The following is a 26585-nucleotide window of genomic DNA, read 5'->3' as shown; positions in this document are numbered from 1 at the left end:
ACGAACGGGTAAATGTCGCAGGCGCGGCCTAGAAGCCCGCGAGCGACGTGGCTAGCTTGGAGAGATGATGACCTCAGGTTCGGCCCTCGTGGTGGTCGAGAACGTCCAGAAGCACTACGGAGAATTCCAGGCGCTCACCGACATCGACCTCACCGTGAACGAAGGAGAGGTCGTCGTCGTGATCGGCCCCTCGGGCTCTGGCAAGTCGACGCTGTGCCGCACGATCAACCGGCTCGAGACGATCACCAGCGGCAGCATCCGCATCGACGGAGATGAGCTCCCCGCCGAGGGCAAGGGGCTCGCGCACCTGCGGGCCGACGTCGGCATGGTGTTCCAGTCGTTCAACCTGTTCGCGCACCTGACGATCCTCGAGAACGTCACCCTGGGGCCGATCAAGGTCCGCGGCGTCAAGAAGGCGGATGCCGAGAAAGAGGCCATGGCGCTCCTGGAACGCGTCGGCGTCGCAAAGCAGGCGTCGAAGCTCCCGGCTCAACTCTCCGGCGGCCAGCAGCAGCGCGTGGCCATCGCCCGCGCCCTCGCCATGCACCCCAAGGTGATGCTGTTCGACGAGCCCACCAGCGCTCTCGACCCCGAGATGATCAACGAGGTCCTCGATGTGATGGTCGAGCTCGCACACGAGGGGATGACCATGATCGTGGTCACGCACGAGATGGGATTCGCCCGCAAGGCTGCCGACAGGGTCGTCTTCATGGCCGACGGCCGCATCGTGGAAGAGGCCACGCCCGAAGAGTTCTTCACGCACCCGAAGAGCGATCGCGCCAAGGACTTCCTCTCGAAGCTGCTCACCCACTGAACTTTTCTGCCCTGCACACACAGCACACGAAGGAGACGCACATGCGACGCACACGGACACTGGCAGGAATCGGGATCGCGGCAGCAGCGCTGCTCGCGCTGACCGCCTGCAACAGCGGCACGCCGACCAGCACCGGCACCGGCGGCGGCACGGAGGAGGAGCCTTCGTCGAACAGCACGCCGTGGACGGTGGAGAAGGACGTCAAGATCGACGGGAGCCCCACGTTCGACCGGATCTCGTCGAGCGGCACCATCAAGGTGGGCGTCAAGGAAGACCAGCCCGGTCTCGGCTACCTCGACCCGGTGACGAACGAGCGCACCGGCTTCGACGTCGACATCGCCCGGTGGATGGCCGCATCACTCGGCGTCGACCCCGAGAAGATCGAGTTCCAGGCGATCGCCTCGGCGAACCGCGAGCAGGCGATCGTGAACGGCGACATCGACTACTACGTCGGCACCTACTCGATCAACGACAAGCGCAAGGAGCAGATCTCCTTCGCGGGTCCCTACTTCATCACCGGTCAGGGCCTTCTCGTCGCGTCCGACAGCAAGATCAAGAGCGTCGACGACCTCGACTCCTCGACCACGGTCTGCTCGGCGACGGGATCGACGCCGATCCAGAACATCAAGACGAACTACCCCGAGGTGCCGACCAAGGAGTACGACACATACTCCAAGTGCGTCGAGGACCTGAAGAACGGACAGGTGGATGCCGTCACCACCGATGAGGCGATCCTCATCGGCTACGCGGCACAGGCCCCCGAGCAGATCAAGGTCGTCGGCGAGCCGTTCAGCGAAGAGCGCTACGGCATCGGCATCGCGAAGGGCGACACCGCACTGGTGGAGTACTTCAACACGCAGCTGACCGACGGTGGCGACATCTGGCAGCAGATCTTCGACAACAACCTGGGCGCCTCCGGCGTCAAGGCGACCCAGCCGAAGGTCGACCCGGTCGGTTGACCCTGAGCGGGCGGCCGGAGATCCGGCCGCCCGCTGTCCGTCCGGCATCAGCATCCGAAATCGACAGGAGCATCAGTGGGAGTCATCACCGACCACCTCGACCTCTGGGGCGAAGCGCTGCGGGGAACCCTCGTGCTCTTCTTCGGCGGCGGTCTCATCGCCATCGTGCTCGGACTGATCGTCGGCGCCGCGCGCGTGTCGCCGGTGCCGATCGCGCGGATCGTAGGCGGCGTGTACGTCAACTGGATCCGCAACACCCCCCTCACGCTGGTGATGTTCTTCTTCGCCTTCTGCCTGCCGATTCTGGTGGGGGAGCGGATGAACTACACGCTTCTCGCGGTCGTGGCGCTCGGTATCTACACCGCCACCTACGTGGCCGAGGCGCTGCGCGCAGGCATCAACACCGTCCCGATCGGCCAGGCCGAGGCGGCGAGGGCGATCGGGCTGAACTTCGGACAGGTGATGCGGTTCGTCGTGCTGCCTCAGGCGACGCGATCCGTGGTGCCGCCGATGATGAGCGTGCTGATCGCCCTCATGAAGAACACGACTGTCGCGGCCGGCTTCTCGGTCGTCAATCTAGGCACGATCCGTGCATCCCTCAGCGAAGTCGGTGAGAACGCACTGGTGGTGCTGCTCTGGGTCATGGTCGTCTTCGTGGGGCTCGTGCTGCTGCTCGGCTGGCTGCAGCGCTATCTCGAGAACAAGTGGAGGATCGCACGATGAGCTCCGTACTCTTCGACGTCCCGGGCCCCAAGGCGATCGTCCGGAACCGGCTCATCGGCGTCCTCACCGTTCTCGTCGTTCTCGCGGTGCTGGCGTGGGTCGTCTGGCGACTGTACGCGACCGGCCAGTTCACCGCCGCGAAATGGAACATCTTCACGTTCTCGACGGTCTGGGTCCGCTTCGGACAGGGACTGCTGAGCACACTCGGCGCTTTCGCTCTCGCCGGCGTCGGATCGATCGTCCTCGGCTTCCTGCTCGGCATCGGACGGCTGTCAGACCACGCCTGGGTGCGCGAGCCGGTCAGATGGATCATCGAGGTGCTGCGCGCGGTTCCGGTGCTCGTGCTGATGATGCTGCTGTACTACGGTCTGCCGGTCATCGGGGTAAAGGTGCCGCCCTACTTCGCCGTCGTGATCGCGCTGATCGTGTACAACGGCTCGGTGCTGGCCGAGGTGCTGCGCGCCGGTGTCGAGTCACTGCCCCGCGGGCAGAAGGAAGCCGGTTACGCGATCGGCCTGCGCAAGAGCGGCGTGATGCGGCTGATCCTGCTGCCGCAGGCGGTGCGCGCCATGATGCCGGTGATCATCGCGCAGCTCGTCGTGGCGCTCAAGGACACCGCTCTTGGCTTCATCATCACGTATCAGGAGCTGCTGTTCGTCATCAACCAGATCGGCAACCAGGCGCCGTACGGGTCGCCGCTGATCCAGTCGGCCATGGTCGGCGGCACGATGTACGTGGCGGTCTGTCTCGTGCTCTCCTACATCGCCTATCGGATGCAGCGTCGTGTGAAGCGCTCGCCGAAGACGCAGGCTCCGGTGGCGAACGTCGCGGCCGACGACGAGGCGACGCTCACCGAGGCGATCGCGCTGCAGAGCCGTGCCGGGAAGCACGACGGGAACAGCTCAGGCGCTCAAGGGCTCTGAGCCGCGTGGATCGGGGACTCGTCCCCGGTAGACTCGACTCTCGTGTCTGAGTCACCAGAGATCACCCCAGAAGCGGTCGAAGCCGCCGTCGCCGCAGCCCTCGAGGCCATCGGTGCGGCAGCCGACACGACCGAGCTCAAGGCGGCTCGCGCCGCCCACGTCGCAGAGGGATCGCCGCTCGCCATCCTGAACGCCTCGATGCGAGAGGTCGCGCCCGAGAACAAGGCCGCGTTCGGCAAGCTCGTCGGCCAGGGCCGAGGGCAGGTCACGCAGGCGCTTGCCGCGAAGGAGGCGGAGCTGGCCGCCGCCGAGGTCGCCGCCCGCCTCGAGGCCGAACGCGTCGACATCACCGCGGTCCCGTCCCGCACGCGTGTGGGGGCTCGGCATCCGCTCACCCTGCTCAGCGAGCAGATCTCTGACATCTTCGTCGGCATGGGGTGGGAGATCGCCGAAGGCCCCGAGCTCGAGCACGAGTGGTTCAACTTCGACGCTCTGAACTTCGATGTCGACCACCCCGCCCGCCAGGAGCAGGACACCTTCTACGTCGACCCGACCTCGCGTCACCTGGTGATGCGGACCCACACCAGCCCGGTGCAGGTGCGTTCGATGCTCGACCGTGAGCTGCCCATCTACGTGCTGTGCCCCGGCCGCGTGTACCGCACCGACGAGTTCGACGCCACGCACCTGCCGGTGTTCACCCAGTTCGAGGGCCTCGTGATCGACAAGGGCATCTCGATGGCGCACCTCAAGGGCACGCTCGACCATGTGGCCCGCCAGCTCTTCGGCCCCGAGGCGAAGACGCGGTTCCGCACGAACTTCTTCCCCTTCACCGAGCCCTCCGCCGAGCTCGACCTGTGGCACCCGACCTTCAAGGGTGGCGCGCGCTGGATCGAGTGGGGTGGCTGCGGCATGGTCAACCCGAACGTGCTGCGTGCCGCGGGCATCGATCCCGACGTGTACAGCGGCTTCGCGTTCGGCATGGGCGTCGAGCGCGGACTCATGTTCCGCAGCGACGTGCAGGACATGCGCGACATGGCAGAAGGCGATATCCGATTCAGCGAGCAGTTCGGGATGGTGGTGTGATGCGCGTCCCGCTTTCGTGGTTGCGTGAGTACGTCGATCTGGCAGCGGATGCCACGCCCGAGGACGTCCTCGCGGCGATGGTGTCGGTCGGATTCGAAGAGGAGGACGTCCACCGCTTCGAGATCTCGGGCCCGGTCGTCGTCGGTCAGGTCGTCTCGCTCGAGGCCGAAGCCCAGTCGAACGGCAAGACCATCAACTGGTGCCAGGTCGATGTCGGCGAAGCGCACGGCGGCGTCCGGGGGATCGTCTGCGGTGCCCACAACTTCGTCGCCGGAGACAAGGTCGTCGTGACCCTGCCCGGCGCCGTGCTGCCCGGCCCGTTCCCGATCGCCGCGCGCAAGACCTACGGCCACGTCTCCGACGGCATGATCGCCTCGGCTCGAGAGCTGGGGCTCGGCGACGAGCACAACGGCATCCTCGTCCTCGCCGATCTCGGCATCGACGCGCCCGTCGGCACCGATGCGATCGCCCTGCTGGGTCTCGACGACGTCGCGGTGGAGATCAACGTCACCCCCGACCGCGGATACGCGTTCTCCCTGCGCGGAGTCGCGCGCGAGTACTCGCACGCCACCGGCGCTTCCTTCCGTGACCCGGCCGACCGCGACTTCGCGGAATTGCAGCCGGGCACCGGCCACACCGCGATCATCGACGACCGGGCTCCGGTGCGCGGTCGACCGGGCGCCACCGAGTTCGTCACGCGCGTCGTTCGCGATGTCGACCCCTCGCGTCCGACTCCGCCGTGGATGATCGCCCGGCTGTCGCTGGCCGGCATGCGATCGCTCGGCATCCTGATCGACATCACGAACTACGTGATGCTCGAGCTCGGACAGCCGCTGCACGGCTACGACCTCGACACGCTGAGCGGGGGCATCACCGTCCGCCGCGCGACCTCCGGCGAGAAGATCACGACTCTCGACGGTCAGGACCGCGCGCTGCACGTCGAGGATCTGCTGATCACCGACGAGTCCGGTCCGATCGGCATCGCGGGCGTCATGGGCGGCGGCACCACCGAGATGAACGATGCGACCCGCAACGTGCTGATCGAGGCGGCGACCTTCGACCCGATCACGATCGCGCGGTCGGCTCGTCGCCACAAGCTGCCCAGCGAGGCGTCCAAGCGCTTCGAACGCGGCGTCGACCCGCTGATCCCGTTCGTCGCGGCCCGCCGTGCCGCCGATCTGATGGTCGAGCTCGCGGGCGGCACGCTCACCGACGAGGGCGGCGCGCTGTTCTCCGAGGTCTTCGTCGGCGAGATCGAGCTGCCGGCCGGGTTCGTGCAAAGGCTCATCGGCGTGGACTACACGGATGCCGAGATCACGGGTGCACTGGAGACGATCGGTGCCGAGGTCACGACGGGGGAGGACCACTGGGTCGTCATCCCCCCGACCTGGCGTCCCGACCTCACCGACAAATGGACGCTCGCAGAAGAGGTCGCCCGCATCCACGGGCTCGATCGCATCCCCTCGGTCCTGCCCACCCCGCCGTCGGGTCGCGGCCTCACCGCGCACCAGCAGGGCCGTCGTCGCGTCTCGAACGCCCTCGCCGCGGCGGGCTTCGTCGAGACCTCTTCCTTCCCGTTCACGAGCGATGTCCAGAACGACCTGCACGGATCCGCCTCCGGCGAGAAGCTGCCCAGCATCCGTCTCGCCAACGCGCTCGACGGTCAGGCGCCGTTCCTGCGTCGTTCGCTGATCCCCGGCCTTCTGCAGATCGCGCACCGCAACATCTCGCGCGGCTTCACGGATCTGGCGATCTTCGAGACCGGCGTCGTGTTCCTGCCCGAGCCCGGGGTGGTCTACGGCACCGACGATGTGCCGCCGCTCGGAGCGCGGCCGAGTGACGACAAGCTCGCCGAGCTCAACGCGTCGATCCCGCCGCAGCACCGCCACATCGCGGCTCTTCTCACCGGAAACGTGTCCGCGCGCCAGCCGGGACGCCCGGCCGAGCCGGCCGGCCTGGCCGAAGCGCTCGACGCCATAGGCGTGATCGCCGCTGCCGCAGGCGTAGAGATCGACGTCGAGCAGAGCCAGCGCGCGGCTCTCCACCCGGGACGCACGGGTGTGCTGCGGGTCGGTGAGTCCACGGTCGGCTACGTGGGAGAACTGCACCCCGACGTAGCCGCCGACGCGGATCTGCCGGGACGCGCAACCGTCCTCGAGCTCGACCTCGACGGCGTTCTGTCGCTCGCGGGCGAGTCGGTCGTCGCAGCCTCCCTGTCGGGCTTCCCGGCCGCGACGCAGGACGTGTCGCTCACCGTAGCGGCCGATCTGCCCGCAGCCGAGCTGCGTGCGGCGCTCGTCGAGGGCGCGGGTCCGCTTCTGGAATCGCTGCGTCTGGTCGACGACTATCGCGGCGAGGGTGTGCCGGCGGGTTCGAAGAGCCTCACCTTCGCATTGCGCTTCCGCGCCGACGACCGCACGCTGACCGCAGCCGAGGCGACCGAGGCGAAGCTCGCCGGTGTGGCCGTGGCGGCAGAGCGTTTCGGCGCCGCGCTGCGCGACTGACCAGGATTCGGGTACGGCGCCGGGGTAGCGTGGCAGGATGAGCATCCTCCCGCACAGCACCCCGGCGGCCGTCCCGGAGGGCGCCCGTCCGCTTGGCGAAGGTCCGTTCCTCGCGCCTGGCGATCAGATCGACTGGCACTACCGCGCGCCGGGCTGGCAGCCCGGCGACCCGTCGACGATCTCACCCATGCGTGTGGTTCGTGATGACGAACGCGGTCTCGTCGCCTGGCTCGCGCCTGGGACGCTGCAGGAGGCGCAGGGCTCTGCGACCGGCGACCGGGTCCGCTCGATTCCGCTCGAACGGCGGTGGCTGGATCATCGTACGAGGATCGTCGAGGAGTGGTGGGGCGGAGGCAGTCTGCGCATCGCTCCGGTCGGAGCCGCCTGGTCCGTGTGCCTGTTCTGGAAGCCTGCAGACGACGGCGACTGGCGTTTCGACGGGTGGTACGTGAACCTCGAGAACGCGCATCTGCGCACCGACCGTGACACGTACTCCTCGGATCACATCCTCGACGTCTGGATCGCGGCGGACCGCACAGTCCATCTCAAGGATGAGGACGAGGTCGTCGCCGCGATCAGCCAGGGGAGGCTGACCCGCGAGCAAGCGGCGCAGATCGAACGTCACGCCGGAGCGGCGATCGAGTCGTTCCGCTCGGGCGAATGGCCGTTCGATGCGGAGTGGATCGATTGGCGGCCCGATCCGTCGTGGACGATTCCCGCTCTGCGCGGTCTGGACGAACTGCGCGGCGCCTGATCCTCGAACTCTGCTCTCGGCGGATCACCTTCCCTCGGGCGGCGGATGCTGGTGACATGGACGGATGACGAACGCTCTGATCCTCGGCGGAACCGGCTGGCTTTCCGGCCGCATCTCACAACGCCTGCAGGATGATGGCGTCGACGTCACCTGCCTCGCACGGGGCAGCCGGGCGGCGCCTGGCAGCGCCGAGCTCGTGCGCGGAGATCGCGACGACCCTCGCGTGTACGAGGCGCTGTCTGCGCGGGAGTGGGACCACGTGATCGACATCTCCTCGCGGGCCGATCACGTCATCGCCGCCGTGGTCGCGCTCGGCGATCGTGCTGCACGCTGGACGTACGTGTCGTCGGTGTCGGCGTACGCCGATGACGTCACGGTGGGCGCCGACGAATCCGCACGTCTGCACGTTGCCGCGAAGCCGGGAGACGAGTACGAATACGGCCCGCAGAAGGTCGCCGCCGAAGACGCGGTGCGCACCCTCGACGGTCGTGCGCTGATCGTCCGGCCTGGGCTCATCGTCGGATCGGGCGACCCCAGCGATCGTTTCGGCTATTGGGCTGCGGCGGTGCTGAGAGCGGGATCGGCGGATGTGCTGCTGCCGCCGACGGAGGGGCGCACGGCGCAGGTGATCGACGTCGACGACGTCGCGGCGTTCATCGCGACGGCCACCGCCACCGGTGCGATCAACGCGGTCGGTGCGCAGCATCCGCTCGGCGACGTGCTCGCGCTGTTCCGCACAGCGACCGGACACACCGGCGGCACAGTGTCGGCCGAGGAGGAGTGGCTCGTCGAGCACGGCGTCGAGTATTGGGCGGGCGAGCGTTCGCTGCCGCTGTGGCTGCCCGCCGAGATGACGGGATTCATGGCGCGGTCGAACGCCGCCTACCTGGCGAACGGCGGTTTCCTGCGCCGGCTGGAGGACACGGTGGCAGAGGTCGTTCAGGACGAGCGCGTGCGCGGCGTGGAGCGCGAGCGGCGTGCCGGGCTCACAGGATCCGAGGAGCGGGAGCTCCTCGCCGAACTGCGCCGACTGCCGCTTCGCTAGACTGCCAGCAGTGACACGGGGTGCCGCATCCGCGGCTGAGAACAGACCCGTCGAACCTGATCTAGTTAGCACTAGCGAAGGGAATGTCGCATGAGCGATCTTCTGCGTCCTGCATCCGCCGCCGACCTCGTCACAGAGGCTGCCTCCCTGCTGGAGGTGCTGCGTGCCGACCCGCCGTTGACGCACTGCATCACGAACTCGGTCGTCACGGGCTTCACGGCGAACGTGCTGCTCGCGATCGGGGCGGCGCCCGCCATGGTGGACATCGTCGGCGAGTCCGGCCTGTTCGCGGGCATCGCCTCGGGACTTCTCGTGAACCTCGGCACGCCGACCCCCGAGCAGCGGGAGGCGAGCTTCGAGGCGGTCGAGGGAGCCACGGCATCCGGAACTCCCTGGGTCCTCGATCCGGTCGCGATCGGTGCGCTGCCGGTGCGCACCGCGCTCGCGCACCGTCTCGCCGAGCAACGCCCGACCGCGATCCGTGGCAATGCCTCGGAGATCCTCGCACTCGCCGGACTCAGCGCAGGAGGGCGCGGTGTCGATGCGACGGACAGCGCAGACGCCGCGATCGATGCGGCCCGCGCGCTCGCCTCGAGATTCGGCAGCGTCGTGGCGGTCTCCGGACCGGTCGATCTCATCACGGACGGCGAGCGCGTGCTCCGGCTCGCCAACGGGCACGAACTGCTCACCAGGGTGACCGGCGGCGGATGCGCCCTCGGCGCAGTGATGGCTGCCTTCCTCGGAGCCGCACGCGCCAGAGCCACCCCGCCGCTGCTCGCAGTGGCCTCGGCGAGCCTCGTCTACACGGTCGCTGCTGAACGCGCCGCCAGCGCATCCACGGGGCCCGGCAGCTTCGCCGTCGCGTTTCTCGATGCGCTCGCCGCCGTGCAACCCGCCGACATCGAGTCCGCGGCTCGCGTCGAGACGGCTGCGCTGTGATCGCCGACCTGTCGCTGTACCTCGTCACCGATCCGGCGTTGTGCGGAGAGCGCGGCGTCGTCGACACGGTCCGTCACGCGGTCGACGGGGGAGTGCGCGTCGTCCAGCTGCGCGACAAGCAAGCGACAGATGCCGAGATCACGGCGCAGCTGATCGAACTGTCGCGGGCGATCGGCGGGCGATCGCTGCTGCTCGTCAACGACCGGCTCGACGCGGCGATCGCCGCCCGGGAAGCAGGCGCCAGGGTCGACGGCGTCCACCTCGGGCAGGGCGACGCGTCGGTGCTCCGTGCCCGATCGGAACTCGGCCCCGATGCGCTGATCGGTCTCACCGCGAACAACCGGGCTCATCTCGACGCCGCACTCGCCCTCCCCGCCGGAACCGTGGACTACCTGGGGGTGGGAGTCATCCGCCCGACGAAGACCAAGCCCGATCATCCTCCGGCTCTCGGCGTCGACGGCTTCCGTGCGTTCGCCGCCGCGAGTCCGCTGCCCTGCGTCGCGATCGGAGGTGTCGGCATCGACGACACCGAGGCGTTGCGGGACGCCGGTGCGGCAGGCCTCGCCGTCGTGTCCGCATTGTGTGCCGCAGAAGACCCCGCCGAGACGGCAGCAGCGTTCGTGCAGCGGTGGCGGGCGGCCGGAGTCCCTCGCGTGCTGAGCATCGCCGGCAGCGACCCGTCAGGCGGCGCCGGCGTGCAGGCCGATCTCAAGTCGATCGCAGCCTCCGGGGGATACGGCATGGCTGTGATCACGGCCCTCACCGCGCAGAACACGCAAGGCGTCCGCGCCGTGCATGTGCCGCCGATCGACTTCCTCCGGGAGCAGCTCCACGCGATCTCCGACGACATCGTGATCGACGCGGTGAAGATCGGGATGCTCGCGAACGCAGAGGTCATCCGAACTGTCGTCGAGTGGCTCGACGCGGCCCGTCCGCCCATCGTCGTCGTGGACCCGGTGATGGTCGCGACCAGCGGGGACCGGTTGCTGGATGCCGAGGCCGAACACGCCCTCGGCGCACTGCTCGCCCGCGCCGACGTCATCACCCCGAACCTCGGCGAACTCGGCGTGCTCGTGGGGCGCGACATCGACGGCTGGGACGACGCGCTCGCTGCGGGCGCGGTGCTGTCAACCGCGATCGGAGCGCGGGTGCTGGTGAAGGGCGGGCACCTCGACGGTGCGGAGGCACCGGATGCTCTCATCGGCGCCGGCACGACCATCGAGTTCACGGACGCGCGCATCGAGACCCGCAACACGCACGGAACCGGCTGCTCGCTGTCATCCGCGCTCGCGACCCGCCTCGCGAGGGGTGAGGCTCCTGACGACGCCGTCGCGGGATCGCGGGCCTGGTTGCGCGAATCGCTGCGAGAGGGCGAGGCGCTCATGGTCGGGCGCGGTCACGGGCCGATCAACCACTTCGCCGGGTTGTGGGCGCGGGGCGGACTCGAGACCAGACCGAGCGCCGAGGGCATCGCGACCGACTGGTGGGAGAGGATCTCCGGCATCCGCTCGGATATCGATGGGCTGCCGTTCATCCGGGCTCTCGCCGACGGCACGCTCGGACGCGAGGCCTTCGTCTTCTATCTGGAGCAGGATGCCCTGTACCTGCGCGAATACGCTCGGGTGCTCGCCGAGGCGTCGCGCCTCGCGCCCACCTCGGCCGAGCAGGCGTTCTGGGCGCACTCCGCCCACGGCTCGATCGTCGGCGAACTCGAGCTGCACGCGTCCTGGCTCACCCCCGACGCGGGCGTCAGCGCCGAGACCTTCGCGGCCGAGCGCGCACCGGCGACCATGGCGTACCTCGACCATCTGCGGGCGACCGCGTTCACCGGCGACTACGCCGAGCTGATCGCCGCGATCCTGCCGTGCTTCTGGCTGTACGACGATCTGGGCCGCCGCCTGCATGCGGGGGAGTTCGGCGAGTATGCCTGCGATCCGCAGCATCCGTACGCCTCGTGGCTCGCAACCTACGCCGACCCGGCATTCGAGCAGGCTACGGTCCAGGCGATCGCCTACGTCGCGGAGGCAGCGGTATCGGCCTCGCCCGAACGACGCAGTCGGATGCATCGGGCCTTCGAGATCTCCGCCGCGCACGAGCTCGCGTTCTTCGCCGCACCGCTCTGAGTGGCCGAACCGCTCACTCTGCCGCGAGACGCAGGGCGAGCGGTTCCCGCATGCGGGCCATGGCCGGAACGAGCGTCGCCGAGACCGTCAGAACGAGACCGAGCGCCACCAGCTGCGCGGCCGCTCCGATGTCGAGGACGGGGACCGCGGGGACGAAGCGGCCGAGCGCGGCCGCACTGATGAGAGCGGTGCCGAACACCACGATCGACGCGAGCAGCGTCGCCGTGATCACATGAATCGCTGCCTGGCACACAGCGGCGCCGAGCACGACGCCGTGGCTGGCCCCGCTCGCTCGGAGCAGCGCCTGCTCTGACGCCTGCGTGCGGTTGCTCATGAACAGCACGACTGCAGCCCCCGTCGCACCGAGCAGCACGGGCCCGCCCACGAGGAGCATCACCTGCATGATGCCCAGATCGAAGTTCCCCGGCAAGCCGGCCGACGTCATCGCCGTGCTGGTGGTAGCCGACATCGTCATCAAGCCGCCCAGCAGCGCGGTGCCGACGAACAGGGGAGTGACGGATGCCGTGCTCCTCCCGAGGTGGTAACGCGCCTGGTGCCGGGCGAGGTGCCAGGTCGCGGATGCTCGTGCAGGGATCAGCGCTGTCCACGCTCTGAGGACGAGCGGGGACAGCACGGGGGCGGCGGTCGCGACGATCGCCGTCAGATACGCGGGGAGCAGCGGGAACTGCGAGATCGCGGTGCTGCGCTCTTCGGCACGGAACGGTGCGAGGGCACCGCCGAACCCTGCTGCGAGCAGAACGGCGACCAGCAGCAGCCAGCGCCACCATCGCATGCGCTTCGCCTCCGCCTCCGGTTCGCGCAACGCACTGAGAGCCGGCGTACGGCCCGCCGATCTCGCGCCACGGAACCCGCCCAGCAGCACCACCAGCGTCGTGAGCGGCACCACGATGACACCGGTGAGGGCCCCCGGCCGAATCGAGGCCTCGGCCCACCAGGACGAGTCGTCGACGAAGACGGCGTGGAGGAACGGCGGGACGATGAGCACAGCCGCACCGAAGCCGACGAAGCCTGCGAGCAGGCCGACGCCCGTGAGCTGCGAGATGACGACCGCGGAAGTCTGTGCGGGGCTGACTCCCGCGAGCTGCCATCGTGCGTACACCGCACGGTGAAGGCCGACAGCGAGGCGCGACACGGCGGCGATCACGATCGCCCCGGCGGGGACGTTCAGGATCAGCAGGATCGAAAGGAAGCTGACAGACGCGTCCAGGATCTCCCCACCCTCCGCGAGGCCGGCCTCGAGCATCGCGATCGCGGCCGAGAACGAGACTGCGGCAACCGCGCCGACCGCGGCCAGGCCGCTCCAGGTGGCCCAGCCGTGCCGCAGCTCAGCACGGAGCAGCGGGATCACGCGGCCGCTCCTGTGCGAACGGGCGACTGCAGCGCGCCGAGGATGTCCCCGGCGGAAGGACGCAGAAGCTCCGTCACCACGGCGCCGTCTCTGAGGACCACGGTACGGTCGGCCCGAGCAGCCGCCTCCAGGTCGTGGGTGACGAGTATCACGCCGTTCCGTCCGGAAGCGTGTGCGCGCAGAAGATCCAGCACCTGCGCCCCCGTGGCCGTGTCGAGCGCCCCTGTGGGCTCGTCTGCGAAGACGATCTCCGGCTGCGCGGCCAGTACTCGTGCGATCGCGACGCGCTGCTGTTGCCCGCCCGAAAGCTGGCCGGGGCGCTTGCTCCCGTGTCCTGACAGCCCGACAGCGGTCAGCGCTGCCGCGGTGTCGGGCGATCGGCGACGTGCCAGACGCGCCGGCAGCGCGACGTTCTCCGCAGCGGACAGCGACGGGATCAGGTTGTAGCTCTGGAACACGAATCCGATCCGATCGCGCCGGAGTTTGGCGAGTCGTCGCTGAGGCATCCGTTCGATGCGTGTGCTGTCCAACTCGATCTCGCCGGCATCCGCTCGTTCGAGTCCCGCCAGGCAGTACATCAACGTCGATTTGCCCGATCCGCTCGGCCCGACGATGCTCACCATCTCGCCTCGCGCGACGTGGAGATCGACGTCACGCAGCACGTTCGCCGCCGGACCACGGCCGACGGCGTAGCCCTTCGATATCCCCTTCGCTCTGAGCAGGGGAACCGCAGTCGCAGGTGTGGGAGTAGTCATTGCTCCAGTAGACGGCGAACGACGACGACGCGCATCGGAGCGCGAGAGGCATCCCTGGTAGACCTGGCGCTACCTTCGGGCTCTCGACCACTGGCGGACGAGCTCCTGTGCATAGGCTGATCCCGTGCGCACCGAGACGATCTGGCAGGGGCTGATGCTGCCGCCCGGCCGTTTCCTGATCTCCCGATGGCCGTGGGCCGGACTGCTGGGCGTCGTCATCACCGCCGTGCTCGGCGTGGTGCTGGTGCTCCCTGTCGTCGCGACGATCGTGATCCTTCCGCTCTGGGGGATCCTCTTCGCGATGATCGAACGAAAGAGGCTGCGCCTGATCGGTCATCCGGCGCGCGCCAGCGGTCATGTCCGCGTGCCCAGGGAGGAGAAGCACAACTGGCTCTGGATCCGGCTCACCGAGCCCACGACCTGGCGCGAAGTCGTCGCGCTCTCGATAGGCATCATCATGGGGCTCCTGGCCTTCGCCCTCCTCCTCGCGCAGGTCATCGCAGTCGGGCTCCCCTTCGCATTGGCGGTCACAGGCCTCACACGCCCGGGCGCAGAAGTGAATCTGTTCTCCGACGTGACGTTCGCGGTCGGCGTGGACAATTGGTGGCATCCGCTGCTCTGCGTACCGCTCATCCTCGTCGTCACGGCGTACGTCAACGCGTCGTTCACGGCTCTGCACGGCGGTGTGATCAGCCGGCTCATCGCCCCGCGCGTCGCCGAGATCGATCGCCGTGTCGCGCAGCTCACCCGCTCGCGTGCCGCGATCGTCTCCGCCCACGAGGATGAGCGTCGGCGTATCGAGAGAGACCTGCACGACGGGGTCCAGCAAGAACTGGTCGGCATCGCCGCGCGCCTCGCGATGCTCGAGCTGGAACTCCGATCGGGAGACGCCGATGCGTCCCGGGCCGCGCTCATCGCGGCGCAGGACCAGACCGAGCGCGCACTCGTCTCGCTCCGATCCACGGTCAGAGGGATCCACCCGACCGTGCTCGCCGACCACGGGCTCACAGAAGCGCTCCGCGAGCTCGCGGGGCGCAGCACCCTCGTGCTGCGGATTCGCGACGACGGCTTTCCTCGAATGCGGCCCGACGCAGAGGCCGCGGGCTACTTTCTCGTCGCCGAAGCACTCACGAACGCGACGAAGCACTCGGCAGCTTCGAGGTTGACCGTCGAGCTCGGCTCCCAGAACGATCGGGCGTACATCCGGGCCACGGACGACGGGCACGGCGGCGCCGATCCCGAGCAGGGCACCGGACTGCGCGGGCTCGCAGGTCGCGCGGAGGCGCTGGGCGGTGCGCTCACCGTGTCCAGTCCCCTCGGAGGACCGACCGTGGTCCTGATGGAACTGCCGCTGATCGGGTCAGGAGAGATCACGCACGGCGGCAAGAGAGGAGGCGCCGATGAGGATTCTCCTCGCGGATGACGCGACTCTGCTGCGCGAAGCACTGTCCGCGCTACTGGAGAGACTCGGGCACGTGATCGTCGCCACGGCGTCCGACGCTCCGGAGCTGGAGCGCAGCTACTTCGCACTCGCCGAGCGGCCGGATCTCGTCATCACCGATGTGCGGATGCCGCCGGGAGGCGCCGACGACGGTCTCGCAGCGGCGCTGCGGATCCGTGAGCACGCGCCCACTCAGCCGGTGCTCGTCCTGTCGCAGTATGTCGCCGAGCGCTATGCGCGCGAACTGCTCCTCCTGCCGGAGGCGGCCGTCGGATATCTGCTGAAGGAGAGAGTCAACCGGATCAGCGACTTCGATCGGGCGCTCGCCGTGGTGCGCGACGGCGGAACGGTCATCGACCCGGAGGTGACCAGGCAGCTGTTGAGGGCAGAGGTCGCCGGCCCACTGGACGCGCTCACCGCGCGCGAACGGGAGGTCCTCGCGCTGATGGCCGACGGCGCTTCGAACAGCGACATCGCCTCCACGCTCTTCCTCAGCGACGCCGCCGTGCGCAAGCACGTGGGCAACATCTTCAGCGGGCTCGGACTCAGCCCCGCAGCTGAGAACCGCAGGGTGCGCGCGATCCTCGTGTTCCTGGAGGCTCGCCGGGAGGGTTGACGTACGTTACGCGTCTGATTTGCGGATGCCGCGCCGCCCGCGCTATGGTCGCGACATGCCTTCGGCCGCCCACGCTTCTTCGACGCTCGCTCCGAGCGTCGTCGTCGTGCGCCGACGCCGCGGCGGCCGCCGACTCTAGGCGACCCCGCGCTCCTGCCTGCGTACGCACGGCGGTCGAGTGCCGGTGTCGCCGCTCCGGCCCCAGACCCTCCCAGCGTTAAGGTAGAAGCATGACGTACACGGTCGCCGTTTCCGGCGCATCCGGCTATGCGGGTGGCGAGATCCTCCGTCTCCTGGCCGCACATCCCGACATCGAGATCCGCACCGTCACGGCGCACTCGAACGCCGGCCAGCCGCTGATCCAGCACCAGCCGCACCTGCGCTCTCTCGCGCACCTCACCCTGCAGGACACGACGCCAGAGGTCCTCGCCGGGCATGACATCGTGTTCCTCGCGCTGCCGCACGGGCAATCCGGCCAGTACACCGATGCCCTCGGCGCGGTCCCGCTGGTGATCGACGCGGGCGCCGACCACCGGCTCACCTCGAAGGACTCCTGGGACTCCTTCTACGGCGGGGAATTCCACGAGCCGTGGGCGTACGGAGTTCCGGAACTTCCCGTGAACGGGACGAAGCAGCGCGAGAACCTCGTGGGAGCGACGCGCATCGCGGCTCCCGGGTGCAACGCCTCGACGGTGAGCCTCAGTCTCGCCCCCGGCGTCGCCTCCGGCGTGATCGATCCTGGTGACATCGTCTCGGTTCTCGCGGTGGGGCCCTCCGGCGCGGGCAAGAGCCTGAAGACGAACCTCCTCGGCAGTGAGATCCTCGGCACGGCGAATCCGTACGCGGTGGGCGGCACGCACCGCCACATCCCCGAGATCCGGCAGGCGCTCGCCGCGGCGTCAGGCCCTTCGACAGGCTCAGGGACCCAGATCGAGCCGAGCATCCGCATCTCCTTCACCCCGGTCCTCGTGCCGATGTCGCGGGGCATCCTCGCCACCTCGACGGCGCGGATCGTCGAGGGCGTCACCGATGCGCAGATCCGCGAGGCGTGGGAGAGCGCGTACGCCGGAGAAACCTTCGTGCAGCTGCTCCCCGAGGGCCAGTTCCCGCGCACCGCCGACGTACTCGGCGCGAACACCGCGCTCATCGGTCTTGCGATCGACCGTGCCGCGAACCGTGTCACGGTCGTCACCGCGGTCGACAACCTCGTCAAGGGCACCGCCGGTGCCGCCATCCAATCCATGAACATCGCGCTCGGCCTACCCGAAGACCGCGCGCTCTCCGTGAACGGAGTCGCACCGTGAGTGTCACCGCCCCTGCAGGATTCGAGGCGGCCGGTGTCGCCGCCGGTCTCAAAACCACAGGCAAACCCGATGTCGCGGTCGTGGTGAACCGGGGCCCGCGCAAGGTCGGTGCCGCCGTCTTCACGAGCAACCGTGCCAAGGCCAACCCGATCATCTGGTCGCAGCAGGCCGTCGCCGACCGTGTGGTCGAGGCCGTCGTGCTGAACTCCGGGGGAGCGAACTGCTTCACCGGCGCCTTCGGGTTCCAGACCACGCACCAGACCGCCGAAAAGGCCGCTGAACTGCTCGGCATCAGCGCCGGCGACGTGCTCGTCTGCTCGACGGGGCTCATCGGCGTCGGCGATGAGATCTTCCGCGCCAAGGTCCTCACCGGCACGGAGCAGGCGATCGCCGAGCTCTCGTCCGACGGAGGCGAGAGCGCAGCACAGGCGATCATGACCACCGACACCGTCGCGAAGACCGCGGTGGTCAGCCGCGACGGCTGGACGATCGGCGGCATGGCGAAGGGAGCAGGCATGCTCGCCCCCGGGCTCGCGACCATGCTCGTCGTCATCACGACGGATGCCGTGCTCGAGCCGCTCGAGGCCGACTCCGCCCTCCGGACGGCCACTGGGCAGACATTCGACCGCCTCGACTCGGACGGCTGCATGTCGACGAACGATCAGGTCACTCTGCTCGCCAACGGGGCGTCCGGGGTCGTTCCCGATCTCGACGACTTCGCAGCCGCGCTCTCCGGGTTGTGCCAGGAGCTCGCGGTCAAGCTGCAGGGCGACGCTGAAGGGGCGAGCCACGACATCACGATCGAGGTGCAGCACGCCGCCTCCGAGCAGGAGGCCGTCGAGGTCGGCCGCTCGGTCGCCCGCAACAACCTCTTCAAAGCAGCGATCTTCGGCAACGACCCGAACTGGGGTCGTGTCCTCGCGGCGATCGGCACGACCGCCGCGCAGTTCGATCCCTACGACGTGGACGTGTGGATGAACGGCGTCCGTGTCTGCAGCGAAGGCGGCCCCGACCGTCCGCGCGAAGAGGTCGATCTGACGCCGCGGGCGACTCACCTGGTCATCGATCTCAAGGTCGGCGAGGCCACGGCATCCATCCTCACCAACGACCTCACCCACGACTACGTGCACGAGAACAGTGCGTACGCATCATGACCGACATCCAGGACACGCCGGCCGAGATCGCCGCAGTCAAGGCCGAGACGCTCATCGAGTCGCTGCCGTGGCTCAAGAAGTTCCGAGATCAGATCGTCGTCGTCAAGTACGGCGGCAACGCGATGGTCTCGGACGAGCTGCAGGAGGCGTTCGCCCAGGACATCGCCTACCTGCGGTACGTGGGAGTGCAGCCCGTCGTCGTGCACGGCGGAGGCCCGCAGATCTCCGACATGCTGGGACGCCTCGACATCCCCAGCGAGTTCAAGGGCGGTTACCGCGTCACCACGACCGAGGCGATCAGCGTCGTCCGCATGGTGCTCACGGGGCAGGTCAATCCGCAGCTCGTGTCGAAGATCAACTCGCACGGCCCGATCGCGACCGGTCTGAGCGGAGAGGACGCCGGTCTGTTCGGCGGCCGCCGTCGTGGCGTCGTCATCGAAGGGGAAGAGGTCGATCTCGGGCGCGTCGGCGATGTGGTCGAGGTCGACCCCACCGCCGTGTTCGATCATCTGGCCGCAGGGAGGGTTCCGGTGATCTCCTCGATCGCGCCGGATCTCGACCACCCCGGCCAGTCGCTCAACGTGAACGCGGATGCCGCGGCTGCGGCCCTCGCGGTGGCACTCGGCGCCCGCAAGCTGGTCATCCTGACGGACGTACCCGGGCTCTACGCGGACTGGCCGAATCGCGACTCGCTCGTCTCGCACCTCACGGCGGAGGCCCTCATCGAGATGCTCCCGAGCCTGGAGTCCGGCATGATCCCGAAGATGCGAGCCTGCCTCGACGCTGTCGAGGGCGGCGTCGACGCCGCGGCGATCATCGACGGACGCGTGCCGCACTCGGTGCTCGTCGAGCTCTTCACCAGCAAGGGAATCGGAACAGAAGTGGTCTTGGAAAGCGCAGGGACGAAAGCATGAGCAATTGGCAGGATGACGCAGCGAGCCATCTGGTCCTCAACGCAGGGCCCCGCCTGGCGATGCTCACACGAGGCGAGGGTTCGTACGTATGGGATGCAGACGGCAACCGCCTTCTCGACTTCCTCGCCGGCATCGCCGTGACCTCGCTCGGGCACGCGCACCCGGTGTTCGTCGAAGCCGTCTCGCGGCAGGCCGCGACGCTCGCGCACGTGTCGAACTACTTCGCCACGCCGCCGCAGCTCGCGCTCGCCGCTCGTCTCAAGCGTCTCGCCGGCGCCGGCATCGACGGGCGGGTGTTCTTCTCGAACTCGGGCGCTGAAGCCAACGAGGCCGCGTTCAAGCTCGCCCGTCTGCACGGCGGCGCCGAGAAGCCGCGCATCATCGCGCTCGAGAACGGCTTCCACGGCCGCACCATGGGCTCCCTCGCGATGACGGCGAAGGCGTCGATGCGCGCGCCGTTCGAGCCGATGCCCGGAGGGGTCGAGCACATTCCGGCGACCATCGAGGCGCTCGAGGCCGCGATCGACGATCGCGTCGCGGCCGTCATCGTCGAGCCGATCCAGGGCGAAGCCGGAGTGGTCGAGCTTCCGGAGGGCTACCTCGCCGCGGCGCGGTCGCTCACCCTAAAGCACGGCGCGCTCCTCATCGTCGACGAGATCCAGACGGGCGCCGGTCGCACCGGGGCGTGGTTCGGCTTCTCCCACGAGGGCATCACACCCGACGCGATCACCCTCGCCAAGGGCATCGGCGGAGGCTTCCCGATCGGCGCCCTCGTCACGTACGGCGCGGCGAGCGACCTGTTCACACCGGGCTCGCACGGCTCGACGTTCGGCGGCAACCCGCTGGCGACGGCCGTGGCGGACGCCGTGCTCGCCGAGATCGAGAACGCAGGACTCGTCGAGAACGCCGCGCGCCGCGGCGAAGAACTGCGCGGGATCATCGAAGGCATCGACTCGCCGCTGATCGACGGCGTCCGAGGCCGCGGACTTCTCATCGGCGTCGGTCTCGCAGCTCCGGTCGCGGGGGCTGTCGTGGCCGCCGCCCAGGAGCGGGGTCTCATCGTCAACGCCGCCAACCCCGAGACCGTGCGCATCGCGCCGGCCCTCACGATCGGCGACGCCGAGCTCGCCGAGTTCCGCGAGCTGTTCGCCGCCGCGCTCGCCGACGTGTCGGCATCCCTCACCACTTCCGGAAAGGCCCCCGCATGACCCGCCACCTGCTGCGTGACGACGACCTGACCCCCTCCGAGCAGGCGGAGATCCTCGACCTCGCGCTGGAGCTGAAGAAGGACCGCTGGGCCAACAAGGCCCTCGCGGGTCCTCAGACCGTCGCGGTGATCTTCGACAAGTCCTCGACCCGCACCCGCGTCTCTTTCGCCGTGGGCATCGCCGATCTCGGAGGCTCGCCGCTCATCATCTCGACCGCCAGCAGCCAGCTGGGCGGCAAGGAGACCCCGTCCGACACCGCGCGCGTGCTCGAGCGCCAGGTCGCCGCGATCGTGTGGCGCACCTACGCGCAGGCGGGTCTCGAGGAGATGGCCGCCGGCACGAGGGTGCCGGTGATCAATGCGCTCTCCGACGACTTCCACCCCTGCCAGCTGCTCGCCGACCTGCTCACGATCCGCGAGCACAAGGGCGATCTGCAGGGTCTCACACTCACGTTCTTCGGCGACGGCGAGAGCAACATGGCGCATTCCTATGCACTCGCCGGTGTCACCGCGGGCATGCACGTGCGGATCGTGTCTCCCGTCGACTACGCCCCCAGGGCCGACGTCGTCGAGGCGGCCGATCGGCGGGCGGCGGAGACAGGCGGTTCGATCACCCTCTACACCGACCCAGTCGAAGCCGCGGCCGGCGCCGACGTGATCGTGACCGACACCTGGGTCTCGATGGGCAAAGAGGAGGAGAAGCTCGCGCGCATCCGCGATCTGGGCGCCTACAAGGTGACGCCCGAGACGATGCAGCTGGCAGACTCCGAGGCCATCTTCATCCACTGCCTCCCGGCCGACCGCGGCTACGAGGTCGACTCCGAGGTCATCGACGGACCGCAGAGCGTTGTCTGGGACGAGGCCGAGAACCGGCTGCACGCCCAGAAGGCCCTCCTGGTGTGGCTGCTCGAGAAGAACGGGACGGCCGCCTGATGAGTGCAGAGAAGAACGAGGGCACGAACGAGGGTGCCCTGTGGGGAGCTCGGTTCGCGAGCGGGCCCTCGCCCGAGCTCGTCGAGCTCAGCCGGTCGACGCATTTCGACTGGATCCTCGCGCCGTACGACATCGCGGGTTCCCACGCGCATGCGACCGCACTCGAAGCCGCCGGCTACCTCGAGACCGACGAGGCTGTGCGGATGCACGACGGGCTGGATGCCGTGGCGCGCAAGGTCGCCGACGGCACTCTGCTGCCCCAGCCATCCGATGAGGACGTGCACGGCGCTCTCGAACAGGCGCTGATCGCCGAACTCGGCCCCGAGCTCGGCGGGCGCCTGCGTGCCGGCCGCAGCCGCAACGACCAGATCGCCACGCTCGTGCGCATGTATCTCATCGACCATGCTCGTGTGATCGCCCGCGACATCCTGCGCGTGATCGACGCGCTCGTGGCGCAGGCCGAGGCGCACCCCGGAGCGATCCTGCCTGGACGCACGCATCTGCAGCACGCGCAGCCCGTGCTGCTCGCGCACCATCTGCTGGCACACGGCTGGCCGCTCGTGCGCGAGCTCGAGCGCCTCGTCGACTGGCGTCGCCGGGCGGGCGTCTCGCCTTACGGCGGGGGAGCACTGGCCGGTTCGACGCTGGGTCTCGACCCCGCACTCGTGGCGACCGAGCTCGGGCTGGATCGTCCTGCCGAGAATTCGCTCGACGGCACGTCGGCGCGCGACGTCGTCGCCGAGTTCGCCTTCATCACCGCGATGACCGGCGTCGACCTGTCGCGCCTGGCGGAGGAGATCATTCTCTGGAACACGCGTGAGTTCGGCTTCGTCACCCTGCACGACAGTTACTCGACCGGGTCGAGCATCATGCCCCAGAAGAAGAACCCCGACATCGCCGAGCTCGCTCGGGGGAAGTCGGGTCGTCTGATCGGCAATCTGTCGGGGCTTATGGCGACGCTCAAGGGCCTCCCGCTCGCGTACAACCGCGATCTGCAGGAGGACAAGGAGCCGGTCTTCGACTCTGTGCAGACCCTCGAGGTCGTACTGCCCGCATTCGCCGGCATGATCGCGACGCTGCAGTTCGACACGCAGCGCATGGCGGCTCTCGCTCCGCAGGGGTTCTCGCTCGCGACCGACGTGGCCGAGTGGCTGGTCAAGCGCCGGGTGCCGTTCCGTGACGCGCACGAGATCTCGGGTGCGCTCGTGCGTGCGTGCGAGGAGCACGGCATCGGTCTTGAGGACGCCACCGACGAGCTGCTGCTCTCGGTGTCTGCTCACCTCGTGCCCGAGGTGAAGGAGGTCCTCACGATCGAAGGATCCGTCGCCTCGCGCACGGGCGCCGGCGGCACGGCGCCCGAGCGGGTCGCCGAGCAGCGCGCAGAGCTCATCGCCCGGGCTCAGGCTGCGGTGCATGCGCTCGGGCTGTAACAGCCGCTGACGATTCACGGAGGTCGTGACGATTCACGGAGGGTTCGACGGAATCCCTCCGTGAATCGTCATCTCATCCGTCATCCGTCATCGGATCCTGCCCATCCGGCGGGGCGCCCCGAGGATCGCGGCCTGCACGACGGGCCAGTCGTGGACGATCTGGGCGTAGTCGAATCGGAGGGTCTCATAGCCGAGCGCGGATGCCTGGGCATCCCGCTTTCGGTCTCGATGCCGATGTTCGGGCGAATCGTGGTTCTCGGTCCCGTCGGCTTCGACGATCAGGCGCCCGGCGATGACGAAGTCGACTCTGCCGACCCCGTCGATCGTGACCTGCCGCTCGAGGGTCAACCCGAGAAGATGCAATCGGAGCCGGAGCAGCGACTCCAATCCGCTGTCGGCATCCGCCCGAGCGAGGTCGACCAGCCATCGCGCGCTGGCCGGGAGCGCTGCTCGGATGCGTGACCGTGCCTCACGTGAGAGTTTTCGCAGCCGCCAGGCGGATTCGAATGCCGCGAAGAACGCTTCTTCGCCGGCGCAGCGACGCAAGTGGAGCAGGGCGGTCTCGACGTCGGTCGAGACGAGCGGCGGATGTCCGCTGTAGTGATGCGCGACGCAGACGCAGTGCGGATGCTGGAGGGGATGCTGTTTCGCGCCAAGCCACACGTGCGGTCCGTCGGCGACGGGGAGCACCCAGATGCCGTGTCGTCGTAGAAGGCTCGCGCAGGTGAGCGCTCCGCCATGTTCGATGGCCGCCCTCGTATCCGCATCGAGAGGCGCGGTGGCGAAGACGCCGTGCCGCACGCGTTCGATTTCTCCTCGCCGCACGTGAGCGGCGAGGGACTGCCGGGTGAATCCGAGTTTCTGCAACGTGCGTCCGCGGGCGATGCCGCCGAGCCGGGTGATGGTGTCCTTCGCTGAGAGCATGGCTCGACGATGCCGTGGACGGGCTCCGCGTGGATGGGGAGAAGACGCGTTGTGGACAGATCGGCGTCTCGCGCGAGTCGTGCAGTGAGAGTGATGAGGTGACGATTCACGGAGTGGATGACGATTCACGGAGGACTCGCCAGGATTCATCCGTGAACCGTCACCTCATCCGCGAACCGTCGGTTCGGGACGGCAGCGGAGTCAGTGCAGGGCGGAGTCTGCGCTCGAGCGCTCCCAGCGGGTGAACTGCACGGTGAGGCCGGAGCGGGTCGGAGCAGCGAGGAAGGGGCCTGCGGATGCCGTGGCCTCTCCATCGAACGGAGCGACGCGCACCAGGCGCCACTCTCCGTGATCGGCACGGGCGCGAACGATCACGGCATCCGGCCACCGGCTCACCCGCACAGTGATCTCGCCGCCGTGCCAGTCGTCGACGTGGCCGACCGACCAGTCCGATCGGATGTCCGTGACGACGGCGCCGAGGCCGAGGTGTCCGTCGGCGTACTCGAGGCCTGCCTTGATCCAGTGCTCGTCATCGATCCGCACGAAGACGCCGGCCTGGTCGAACTGGCCGTCCCAGGGCGCCCTGAACGAGACCTCCATGGCCTCTCCCACGGCGAGGGGAGCGAGCAGTGCGTGCTCGGTGTCGTGCACGAACCCGTACGCCGTGCGCCGCCACGCATCGCTGCCCTCGACGGCGACGACTTCGAGGTGCGAGCCGATCGTGCGGGAGGACTGGGGCTCGTTGGTCCAGGACGCGTCGTCCCAGGGAATGATGTGTGTTTCAGGCATGATCCCAGAGTATAGCCAAAACAGGCATAAATCTAGGATTATTCGTGATACGGTTATCACATGGTCATCGCTGTTCTCGCCGACATCGTCGGGTCGCGCAAACTTCGCGACCGGGAGTCCGCGCAGCGGGTCCTGGACGAGACGATCGCGCAGGTCGAGCGGGATCTTCCGCTCGCGGCGCAACCGCTCACGCCAACCGTAGGAGACGAGCAGCAGGGCGTCTACCGCGAACTCGAAGATGCGCTGGTCTCGCTCCTGATGATCCAGCTGCGGCTGCCCGAGGGCATCGCGTTCCGCTTCGGCATCGGCATCGGAGAAGTGCGACCGGTCGAGTCCGTGCACCGCGAGCTCGCCGACGGACCCGGCTGGTACGCGGCCCGTGAGGCGATCGACATCGTGCACGCGCGCGAGAGCCGCGCCGTGCCGCGCACGCGCACCTGGATTGTCGGAGCCCCGGGGCAGGATGAGGTCATGCAGAGCACGATCACGGCATCCAACGCCTACCTTCTCGTCAGAGACGAGCTGGTCGGGGCCATGAGCGAGCGCGAGCGTCGACTGACCTACGGTCGCCTCGTCGGGCACTCTCAGCAGGAGCTTGCGACCCAAGAGGGAATCTCACAGCCGAGCGTCTCGAAGGCCCTGCGCAATGCCGGCGCTGCGGCTCTGCTCGAAGGAGTGGCAGCGCTCAGAGGAGGCGGGGAATGATCGTCGCGGGGCTCGTGCTCCTGGCCGTCGGCGCCGCCGACCTGGTGCGCCAGTTCGCACCGAGACGCTGGATCGGCTATCTCACGGTCGCCGTGATCCTGCTGCTTCTCGGCAGCGTCAGCGATGCCCTCATCCCCATGATCGCCGCGCTGATCGTGGGTGCGCTCTGGGTGTGGTGCATGCCGTCCGATCGTCCGGCGCCCCTCGGGTTCTGGCCGGCCGTGCTGCTCGGTGCTCTGAGCATCGGCGCGGTCGTCTGGGCGGGCGCCCGGACGGATGCCGGCCTGATCGGCGAGATCTGGACGCTCCGCTCACCGTTCGGCGACGTTCCGTTCGACCTGGCAGTTCTCGCGCTGGGCGTCGGCGCGTTCCTTCTGGAGTCGGCGAACCTCGTCGTGCGAGCGGCCCTCGACGGCGAGCACACCTGGCGACCGGCCGATCCGGCGCCCGAGGTGGTGGCGCCCGTCGCCGCAACGGGCGAGGAGGGCGAGATCGCCGACGGCGCTGAGGAGGATGCCACGCCGATCCGCGATCCGCGCAGCGGCTTCAAGGGAGGCCGCCTCATCGGCCCGCTCGAGCGCGTGCTCGTCATGATCCTCACTCTCGCCGCCGCCTACCCGATCCTCGCCGCGATGCTGGCGGCCAAGGGAATCGTGCGATTCCCCGAGATCTCGCGCGACGGCGAGACCGGGGCCCGGGCCGAGTACTTCCTCGTCGGGAGTCTCGTCAGCTGGGTGATCGGGCTGGGGGCCGCATTCCTGGTCTGGTGGGCCGCGCACACCTGACCGGTCTCACATGAGCGACCGGTACCAGGCCAACTTCTCCGTTAGCCGCCGCTGTTGCGCGAGCACCTCGAGAAGTTGCTGCTCCACAGTCTCAGCATGCTCTTCGAGCAGAGCGATCCGCTCGGGCACGGTGTCCTCACGCTGGCAGAGCTGTCCATAGCGACGAAGCAGTTCCACCGGCATGCCGGTCTCGCGAAGGCACTTGAGGAATTCGAGCAGTCCGAGCTCGGCATCCGAGTACGCACGATGACCGCCTGCCGTGCGCGGGACAGGGGGAAGGATGCCCTCTCGCTCGTAGTAGCGGAGGGTATCGATGCTGAATCCGGAGCGGGCCGCGGTCTCCGCCGGAGTGTAGGTCGTCATGGGGTCGAGCATAGGTCTTGACCTGGAGC

The 26585-nt window shown here is 68.6% G+C and carries 25 protein-coding genes and 1 riboswitch; of the genes, 20 read left to right on the top strand and 5 right to left on the bottom strand.

The annotated features are described in order from the left end of the window. Positions 1–64: 64 nt before the first annotated feature. The 10 genes from QFZ53_RS15540 (at position 65) to QFZ53_RS15495 (ending at position 11867) form a co-directional block, all read left to right on the top strand. Positions 65–814: an amino acid ABC transporter ATP-binding protein gene (locus QFZ53_RS15540; RefSeq protein ID WP_373426295.1), complete on the top strand. Its 750-nt coding sequence runs from the start codon at positions 65–67 to the stop codon at positions 812–814. Between the two features lie 41 nt (positions 815–855). Next, entirely contained in the window at positions 856–1773 is a 918-nt protein-coding gene (locus tag QFZ53_RS15535; RefSeq protein ID WP_307297987.1) for a glutamate ABC transporter substrate-binding protein, read from the top strand. Between the two features lie 75 nt (positions 1774–1848). Further along, entirely contained in the window at positions 1849–2496 is a 648-nt protein-coding gene (locus QFZ53_RS15530; protein ID WP_307297984.1) for an amino acid ABC transporter permease, read from the top strand. Beyond that, positions 2493–3419: an amino acid ABC transporter permease gene (locus QFZ53_RS15525; RefSeq protein WP_307297981.1), complete on the top strand. Its 927-nt coding sequence runs from the start codon at positions 2493–2495 to the stop codon at positions 3417–3419. The genes QFZ53_RS15530 and QFZ53_RS15525 overlap by 4 nt, the downstream gene beginning before the upstream one ends. A 42-nt stretch (positions 3420–3461) precedes the next feature. Then, complete coding sequence (gene pheS / locus QFZ53_RS15520; protein WP_307297978.1) at positions 3462–4502, top strand: phenylalanine--tRNA ligase subunit alpha; 1041 nt, start codon at positions 3462–3464, stop codon at positions 4500–4502. Beyond that, the gene (gene pheT / locus QFZ53_RS15515) at positions 4502–7006 is read left to right on the top strand and encodes a phenylalanine--tRNA ligase subunit beta (protein WP_307297975.1); all 2505 of its coding nucleotides are present in this window, start codon (positions 4502–4504) and stop codon (positions 7004–7006) included. The genes pheS and pheT overlap by 1 nt, the downstream gene beginning before the upstream one ends. A 37-nt stretch (positions 7007–7043) precedes the next feature. After that, complete coding sequence (locus tag QFZ53_RS15510; RefSeq protein WP_307297973.1) at positions 7044–7760, top strand: DUF402 domain-containing protein; 717 nt, start codon at positions 7044–7046, stop codon at positions 7758–7760. Positions 7761–7824: 64 nt separating this feature from the next. Further along, complete coding sequence (locus QFZ53_RS15505; RefSeq protein ID WP_307297970.1) at positions 7825–8805, top strand: NAD-dependent epimerase/dehydratase family protein; 981 nt, start codon at positions 7825–7827, stop codon at positions 8803–8805. A gap of 6 nt (positions 8806–8811) precedes the next feature. Then, positions 8812–8906, top strand: a riboswitch (TPP riboswitch). Further along, the gene (gene thiM / locus QFZ53_RS15500) at positions 8896–9744 is read left to right on the top strand and encodes a hydroxyethylthiazole kinase (protein ID WP_307297968.1); all 849 of its coding nucleotides are present in this window, start codon (positions 8896–8898) and stop codon (positions 9742–9744) included. (Overlaps the previous riboswitch by 11 nt.) Further along, positions 9741–11867, top strand: coding sequence for a bifunctional hydroxymethylpyrimidine kinase/phosphomethylpyrimidine kinase (locus QFZ53_RS15495; RefSeq protein WP_307297965.1), 2127 nt, complete (start codon positions 9741–9743; stop codon positions 11865–11867). Before thiM ends, QFZ53_RS15495 begins: the two co-directional genes overlap by 4 nt. Before the next feature lie 13 nt (positions 11868–11880). On the opposite strand, the gene QFZ53_RS15490 is transcribed toward QFZ53_RS15495, so the two are convergent. Both QFZ53_RS15490 and QFZ53_RS15485 read right to left on the bottom strand, forming a co-directional pair. Beyond that, the gene (locus tag QFZ53_RS15490; RefSeq protein ID WP_307297962.1) at positions 11881–13236 is read right to left on the bottom strand and encodes a hypothetical protein; all 1356 of its coding nucleotides are present in this window, start codon (positions 13234–13236) and stop codon (positions 11881–11883) included. Then, on the bottom strand, positions 13233–13991 hold the full coding sequence (locus QFZ53_RS15485) for an ABC transporter ATP-binding protein (RefSeq protein ID WP_307297960.1): 759 nt from the start codon (positions 13989–13991) through the stop codon (positions 13233–13235). Before QFZ53_RS15485 ends, QFZ53_RS15490 begins: the two co-directional genes overlap by 4 nt. A gap of 124 nt (positions 13992–14115) precedes the next feature. Between QFZ53_RS15485 and QFZ53_RS15480 the strand changes: the two genes are divergently transcribed. From QFZ53_RS15480 to argH, 8 genes are all read left to right on the top strand, one after another. Continuing rightward, positions 14116–15414: a sensor histidine kinase gene (locus QFZ53_RS15480; protein ID WP_307297958.1), complete on the top strand. Its 1299-nt coding sequence runs from the start codon at positions 14116–14118 to the stop codon at positions 15412–15414. After that, on the top strand, positions 15392–16048 hold the full coding sequence (locus QFZ53_RS15475; RefSeq protein WP_307297955.1) for a response regulator transcription factor: 657 nt from the start codon (positions 15392–15394) through the stop codon (positions 16046–16048). The genes QFZ53_RS15480 and QFZ53_RS15475 overlap by 23 nt, the downstream gene beginning before the upstream one ends. Positions 16049–16278: 230 nt before the next feature. Further along, on the top strand, positions 16279–17352 hold the full coding sequence (gene argC / locus QFZ53_RS15470) for an N-acetyl-gamma-glutamyl-phosphate reductase (protein WP_307297952.1): 1074 nt from the start codon (positions 16279–16281) through the stop codon (positions 17350–17352). Continuing rightward, on the top strand, positions 17349–18506 hold the full coding sequence (gene argJ, locus QFZ53_RS15465; RefSeq protein WP_307297946.1) for a bifunctional glutamate N-acetyltransferase/amino-acid acetyltransferase ArgJ: 1158 nt from the start codon (positions 17349–17351) through the stop codon (positions 18504–18506). The genes argC and argJ overlap by 4 nt, the downstream gene beginning before the upstream one ends. Next, positions 18503–19420 carry an acetylglutamate kinase gene (gene argB, locus QFZ53_RS15460; protein WP_292909334.1) on the top strand — a complete coding sequence of 306 codons (918 nt, stop codon included), beginning with the start codon at positions 18503–18505 and terminating at the stop codon, positions 19418–19420. The genes argJ and argB overlap by 4 nt, the downstream gene beginning before the upstream one ends. Next, the gene (locus tag QFZ53_RS15455) at positions 19417–20628 is read left to right on the top strand and encodes an acetylornithine transaminase (protein WP_292909336.1); all 1212 of its coding nucleotides are present in this window, start codon (positions 19417–19419) and stop codon (positions 20626–20628) included. Before argB ends, QFZ53_RS15455 begins: the two co-directional genes overlap by 4 nt. After that, positions 20625–21560, top strand: coding sequence for an ornithine carbamoyltransferase (gene argF / locus QFZ53_RS15450; protein WP_292909338.1), 936 nt, complete (start codon positions 20625–20627; stop codon positions 21558–21560). The genes QFZ53_RS15455 and argF overlap by 4 nt, the downstream gene beginning before the upstream one ends. Beyond that, the gene (gene argH, locus QFZ53_RS15445; RefSeq protein WP_307297942.1) at positions 21560–22990 is read left to right on the top strand and encodes an argininosuccinate lyase; all 1431 of its coding nucleotides are present in this window, start codon (positions 21560–21562) and stop codon (positions 22988–22990) included. Before argF ends, argH begins: the two co-directional genes overlap by 1 nt. A gap of 87 nt (positions 22991–23077) precedes the next feature. On the opposite strand, the gene QFZ53_RS15440 is transcribed toward argH, so the two are convergent. Beyond that, complete coding sequence (locus QFZ53_RS15440; protein ID WP_307297940.1) at positions 23078–23914, bottom strand: type IV toxin-antitoxin system AbiEi family antitoxin domain-containing protein; 837 nt, start codon at positions 23912–23914, stop codon at positions 23078–23080. A gap of 201 nt (positions 23915–24115) precedes the next feature. Further along, entirely contained in the window at positions 24116–24703 is a 588-nt protein-coding gene (locus tag QFZ53_RS15435) for a DUF1349 domain-containing protein (RefSeq protein WP_307297938.1), read from the bottom strand. Between the two features lie 60 nt (positions 24704–24763). On the opposite strand from QFZ53_RS15435, the gene QFZ53_RS15430 reads away from it, so the two are divergent. Further along, positions 24764–25408 (top strand): SatD family protein, encoded by a 645-nt coding sequence (locus QFZ53_RS15430; protein WP_307297936.1) that lies wholly within the window; start codon positions 24764–24766, stop codon positions 25406–25408. Then, the gene (locus QFZ53_RS15425) at positions 25405–26193 is read left to right on the top strand and encodes a hypothetical protein (RefSeq protein ID WP_307297933.1); all 789 of its coding nucleotides are present in this window, start codon (positions 25405–25407) and stop codon (positions 26191–26193) included. Before QFZ53_RS15430 ends, QFZ53_RS15425 begins: the two co-directional genes overlap by 4 nt. A 6-nt stretch (positions 26194–26199) precedes the next feature. Here the strand turns inward: QFZ53_RS15425 and QFZ53_RS15420 are convergent, their stop codons facing one another. Continuing rightward, the gene (locus QFZ53_RS15420; RefSeq protein ID WP_292909352.1) at positions 26200–26556 is read right to left on the bottom strand and encodes a MerR family transcriptional regulator; all 357 of its coding nucleotides are present in this window, start codon (positions 26554–26556) and stop codon (positions 26200–26202) included. Positions 26557–26585 lie beyond the last annotated feature (29 nt).

Source organism: Microbacterium natoriense (assembly GCF_030816295.1).
GTDB lineage: Bacteria > Actinomycetota > Actinomycetes > Actinomycetales > Microbacteriaceae > Microbacterium > Microbacterium natoriense_A.
This window is presented reverse-complemented; position numbering and strand designations above follow the sequence as displayed.

Coding starts and splice junctions, on each gene's coding strand:
- QFZ53_RS15540 (WP_373426295.1), top strand. CDS start 65: ATGATGACCTCAGGTTCGGCCCTCGTGGTGGTCGAGAACGTCCAGAAG.
- QFZ53_RS15535 (WP_307297987.1), top strand. CDS start 856: ATGCGACGCACACGGACACTGGCAGGAATCGGGATCGCGGCAGCAGCG.
- QFZ53_RS15525 (WP_307297981.1), top strand. CDS start 2,493: ATGAGCTCCGTACTCTTCGACGTCCCGGGCCCCAAGGCGATCGTCCGG.
- pheT (WP_307297975.1), top strand. CDS start 4,502: ATGCGCGTCCCGCTTTCGTGGTTGCGTGAGTACGTCGATCTGGCAGCG.
- QFZ53_RS15510 (WP_307297973.1), top strand. CDS start 7,044: ATGAGCATCCTCCCGCACAGCACCCCGGCGGCCGTCCCGGAGGGCGCC.
- QFZ53_RS15505 (WP_307297970.1), top strand. CDS start 7,825: ATGACGAACGCTCTGATCCTCGGCGGAACCGGCTGGCTTTCCGGCCGC.
- thiM (WP_307297968.1), top strand. CDS start 8,896: ATGAGCGATCTTCTGCGTCCTGCATCCGCCGCCGACCTCGTCACAGAG.
- QFZ53_RS15485 (WP_307297960.1), bottom strand. CDS start 13,991: ATGACTACTCCCACACCTGCGACTGCGGTTCCCCTGCTCAGAGCGAAG.
- QFZ53_RS15475 (WP_307297955.1), top strand. CDS start 15,392: ATGAGGATTCTCCTCGCGGATGACGCGACTCTGCTGCGCGAAGCACTG.
- argC (WP_307297952.1), top strand. CDS start 16,279: ATGACGTACACGGTCGCCGTTTCCGGCGCATCCGGCTATGCGGGTGGC.
- argB (WP_292909334.1), top strand. CDS start 18,503: ATGACCGACATCCAGGACACGCCGGCCGAGATCGCCGCAGTCAAGGCC.
- QFZ53_RS15455 (WP_292909336.1), top strand. CDS start 19,417: ATGAGCAATTGGCAGGATGACGCAGCGAGCCATCTGGTCCTCAACGCA.
- argF (WP_292909338.1), top strand. CDS start 20,625: ATGACCCGCCACCTGCTGCGTGACGACGACCTGACCCCCTCCGAGCAG.
- argH (WP_307297942.1), top strand. CDS start 21,560: ATGAGTGCAGAGAAGAACGAGGGCACGAACGAGGGTGCCCTGTGGGGA.
- QFZ53_RS15440 (WP_307297940.1), bottom strand. CDS start 23,914: ATGCTCTCAGCGAAGGACACCATCACCCGGCTCGGCGGCATCGCCCGC.
- QFZ53_RS15435 (WP_307297938.1), bottom strand. CDS start 24,703: ATGCCTGAAACACACATCATTCCCTGGGACGACGCGTCCTGGACCAAC.
- QFZ53_RS15430 (WP_307297936.1), top strand. CDS start 24,764: ATGGTCATCGCTGTTCTCGCCGACATCGTCGGGTCGCGCAAACTTCGC.
- QFZ53_RS15425 (WP_307297933.1), top strand. CDS start 25,405: ATGATCGTCGCGGGGCTCGTGCTCCTGGCCGTCGGCGCCGCCGACCTG.
- QFZ53_RS15420 (WP_292909352.1), bottom strand. CDS start 26,556: ATGACGACCTACACTCCGGCGGAGACCGCGGCCCGCTCCGGATTCAGC.